The sequence below is a fragment of the Saccharomonospora saliphila YIM 90502 genome, assembly GCF_000383795.1.
In the GTDB taxonomy this organism is placed as follows: Bacteria; Actinomycetota; Actinomycetes; order Mycobacteriales; family Pseudonocardiaceae; genus Saccharomonospora; species Saccharomonospora saliphila.
The window spans coordinates 376,160-379,603 of the sequence record NZ_KB912640.1 but is presented as its reverse complement, the minus strand read 5'-3'; the positions used below and the strand labels follow the sequence as shown (position 1 = coordinate 379,603).

Genomic DNA, 3,444 nt, shown 5'->3' with positions numbered 1-3,444 from the left:
AGGCCACGGTCCACAGCGAGGTCACCGTGGGGGTGGCTTCCGTGCCCGCTGTGCGGGCGAGTCGCACCCGCGACCACGCCGAACGCACCCGCGTGCCGGGGGCGGCGATCAGCCGGTCGACCTCGACGCGGGCGTGGTCGTCACGCTGCCCCGGCACGGAGGTGCGGGCGATGTCGCCGTCGCCGTGGGCCCAGCGCGCCAGCGTGTACCAGCGGCTCACCGAACCCGAGCCGGTGCGGACGCGGGCCTCGACGGTCAGCCACGTCCCCGGCGGGGTGTGCGCGTTCCACGACGTGACGATCTCGTGGACCGCGAACCCGGGTGCGTGCTCGGGCGAGGTCCACGTCCCGTACTCGACGCCGTCCGAGACCCCGGCCGGGGTGCCGAGGCGCAGGCCGTCCGCGTCGGCGCGCACCCCCGCTCCGGTACCCGAGGACCAGGCGGCCGGACCGTCCCACACATGCCCCGCGGTGTCCACGTCCCCACTCAACCACCGGGCTCCCCGTGGGCGCAGGGCTCTCCGTGGGCGGAGGGCTTGCCAGGTGCGCAGCGGCGGTGCCCGTCCCGGGGTGGCCCGCGGTGCGGTGGAGACCACCGAGTCCACCGCACCGCACGGGGACGTGACCGCGTCAGAAGTGGTCGATGTCGAGTGCGCCGTCGGCGTGGGCGGCGCGGAGGCGCTTCTTGTCGAACTTGCCGACGCTGGTCTTGGGCACCTCGTCCACGAACGTCCAGTGCTCGGGAAGCTGCCACTTCGCCACCCTGCCGCGCAGGAACTCACGGAGCGCTCCGGCGTCGACCCGCTCGCCTTCCCGCACCACGACCGCCACGAGGGGCCGCTCGTCCCACTTCTCGTCCGGCACGCCGATGACGGCGGCCTCGGCCACCGCGGGGTGGGCCATCACCTCGTTCTCCAGGTCCACCGACGAGATCCACTCGCCGCCGGACTTGATGACGTCCTTCGCGCGGTCGGTCAGGGTCAGGTATCCGTCCGGGGTGATCCGGCCGACGTCGCCGGTGCGCAACCAGCCGTCGTGGAACTTGTCCGGGTCGGCGTCGCCGTAGTACGAGCCCGCGATCCACGGGCCCGCCACTTCCAGCTCGCCCACGCTCTCGCCGTCCCACGGCACCTCGGAGCCGTCGTCGGCGATCAGCCGCGCCTTCACCGACGCCGGGAACCGGCCCTGCGAGTAGCGGTACCGCCACGCCGTCTCGCCGCTCGCCCACGACGGCGGGCGTGCCACGCTGCCCATGGGCGAGGTCTCGGTCATGCCCCAGGCGTGCAGCACGGGCACGCCGTAGCGCTCCTCGAAGGCGTGCATCATCGCGGGCGGTGCCGCCGAGCCGCCGACCACGACCTCCCGCAGGTGGGAGATGTCCTGCGGGTTCGCGTCGAGGTGTTGCAGGAGCCCCTGCCAGATCGTCGGCACGGCGCCCGCGAACGTGGGTTTCTCCGCGGCGAGGACCGCCGCGATCGGCTCGGGCTGGAGGAACCGGTCGGGCAGCACCATCGAGGCGCCCACCATGAACGCCGCGTACGGCATGCCCCACGACATGGCGTGGAACATCGGCACGATCACCAGCGCCTTGTCCGCGTCGGACAGGCGCATGGTGTCGCTCATGCAGATCTGCATCGAGTGCAGCCAGATCGAACGGTGGGAGTAGACGACGCCCTTGGGGTCGCCGGTGGTGCCGGAGGTGTAGCACATCGCGGCGGCCGAGCGTTCGTCGATCTCGGGCCAGTCGAAGGTGTCCGGCTGCGCGGCGAGCAGCTCCTCGTAGGAGTGCACCCGCACGCCGTCGGGCGCATCGACCGAAGCCGGGTCGCCGTTCGCGACGACGACGTGCTCGACGGTGGTCATCTGCGGAAGCTGTTTCGCGAACAGCGGCACGAGCGTGCCGTCGACGAGGACCACCTTGTCCTCGGCATGGTTGGTGACGTAGACGAGCTGCTCGGGGAACAAGCGGATGTTGAGGGTGTGCAGCACGGCGCCCATCGCGGGGATGGCGAGGTAGGCCTCGAGGTGTTCGTTGTTGTTCCACATGAACGTGCCGACCCGCTCGTCCCCGGTGATGCCCAGCCCGCGCAGTGCGTTCGCCAGCTTGGCCGCGCGGCGACCGGTCTCGGCGAAGGTGGCGCCGCGTGCCTCGGAGCCCGTCCAGGTGGCCGCGACGCTGTCGGCGTGCATCCGGGTGCCGTGCCGCAGCAGGTGGGCCAACGACAACTGGTCGTCCTGCATCGTGCTCAACATTGAGACTCCCGCCGATGTCTGGGTGCTTGGATGCGCCGACTCTAGTGCGCCGCGCACGGTCGGGGCTTGTGCGCGGTGCCCAAGCGTGGTGCCGGGTCGTCACGCCGACACGGCGGGTGACCAGGCATGGCCCGGTCGGGGAAACATCGCGTGTCGATTTCGCCAAATCACCGAGGTTGGCGTTTACTGAGGCCCGAGGTACCGGACGGTGGGGTCGGCACCCGCGGCACGCGGGTACTCCCCGCCCGACTCCTGCCGTGGCACGGCGGGAGCGATGAGAAAGGACGACTACGTTGGCTCTTCCCACGTTGACGCCGGAGCAGCGGGCCGAGGCACTCGCCAAGGCGGCCGAGGCCCGCAAGGCCCGCTCCGAGCTGCTGGCTTCGATCAAGTCGGGCGAGCAGAGCATCGAGAAGGTGCTCGAACGGGCCAAGGAGGACAAGACGGTCGGCAAGACGAAGGTGACCCAGTTGCTCAAGGCCGTGCCCGGCCTGGGGCAGGTGAAGGTGAACGCCCTGCTCGAACAAGCCGGTATCGACCCCGACCGCCGGGCTGCCGGGCTGGGCGACCGGCAGCGCGAAGCGCTCATCAACGCCCTCAAGTGACGGCGGATCACCGCGCGTCACCGCCGGTCCCGCACACCGCGTCCGTGCGGGCCGTCTCACTCCTGGGGTAGGCCCATCGCGCGCAGTAGCGTCGCGAACTTGGCCGAGGTTTCCTCCAGCTCCGCCTCGGGGTCCGATTCCGGCACGATGCCCCCGCCCGCGTAGAGCCGTAGCGAGTGCTCGGCCACCTCGGCGCAGCGGATCGACACCGCCCACTCACCGTCGCCGTCGGCGTTGGTCCAGCCGACCGCGCCCGCGTAGTACCCACGGTCGAACCGTTCGAGTTCGGTCACGAGCCGTCGCGCGGAGTCGGTCGGCGTACCGCAGATCGCCGGGGTGGGGTGCAGCGCGGCGGCGAGGTGCAGGGCGGTGACGTCCGGATCGGCCAGTTCGCCGGTGATGGTGGTGCCGAGGTGCCACATCGTCGGAGTGGAGACCAGCCGGGGCCGGGTGGGGGCGCTCAACGTGCGGCAGTACGGCCGCAGCGCCTCCGCCACGGCCTCGGCCAGGACGGCGTGCTCGACGTGGTCCTTGGCCGAGGCCAGCAGTGCCCGGCCGTTGGCGGCGTCGGTCGCGGGGTCGGCCGA

3 protein-coding genes and 1 pseudogene are annotated in these 3,444 nt (G+C 71.7%); 1 reads left to right on the top strand and 3 read right to left on the bottom strand.

The genetic code is table 11. The annotated features are described in order from the left end of the window. A pseudogene (locus SACSA_RS25850) lies at positions 1 to 490 on the bottom strand (peptidase C39 family protein); the annotation flags it as partial. 139 nt (positions 491 to 629) lie between these two features. After that, positions 630 to 2,252, bottom strand: a complete 1,623-nt coding sequence (locus tag SACSA_RS0106895; RefSeq protein ID WP_019814519.1) for a long-chain fatty acid--CoA ligase — start codon at positions 2,250 to 2,252, stop codon at positions 630 to 632. A 293-nt stretch (positions 2,253 to 2,545) separates the two neighbouring features. On the opposite strand from SACSA_RS0106895, the gene mihF reads away from it, so the two are divergent. Next, positions 2,546 to 2,857 carry an integration host factor, actinobacterial type gene (gene mihF / locus SACSA_RS0106890; protein ID WP_028661629.1) on the top strand — a complete coding sequence of 104 codons (312 nt, stop codon included), beginning with the start codon at positions 2,546 to 2,548 and terminating at the stop codon, positions 2,855 to 2,857. A gap of 56 nt (positions 2,858 to 2,913) precedes the next feature. Here the strand turns inward: mihF and SACSA_RS0106885 are convergent. Continuing rightward, positions 2,914 to 3,444: chorismate-binding protein (locus tag SACSA_RS0106885; RefSeq protein WP_019814515.1), on the bottom strand; the 531-nt coding region annotated here is incomplete at its 5' end.

Bases quoted from the DNA above. Each gene is read 5' to 3' on its own strand.
- SACSA_RS0106895 (WP_019814519.1), bottom strand. From the start codon at position 2,252: ATGTTGAGCACGATGCAGGACGACCAGTTGTCGTTGGCCCACCTGCTG.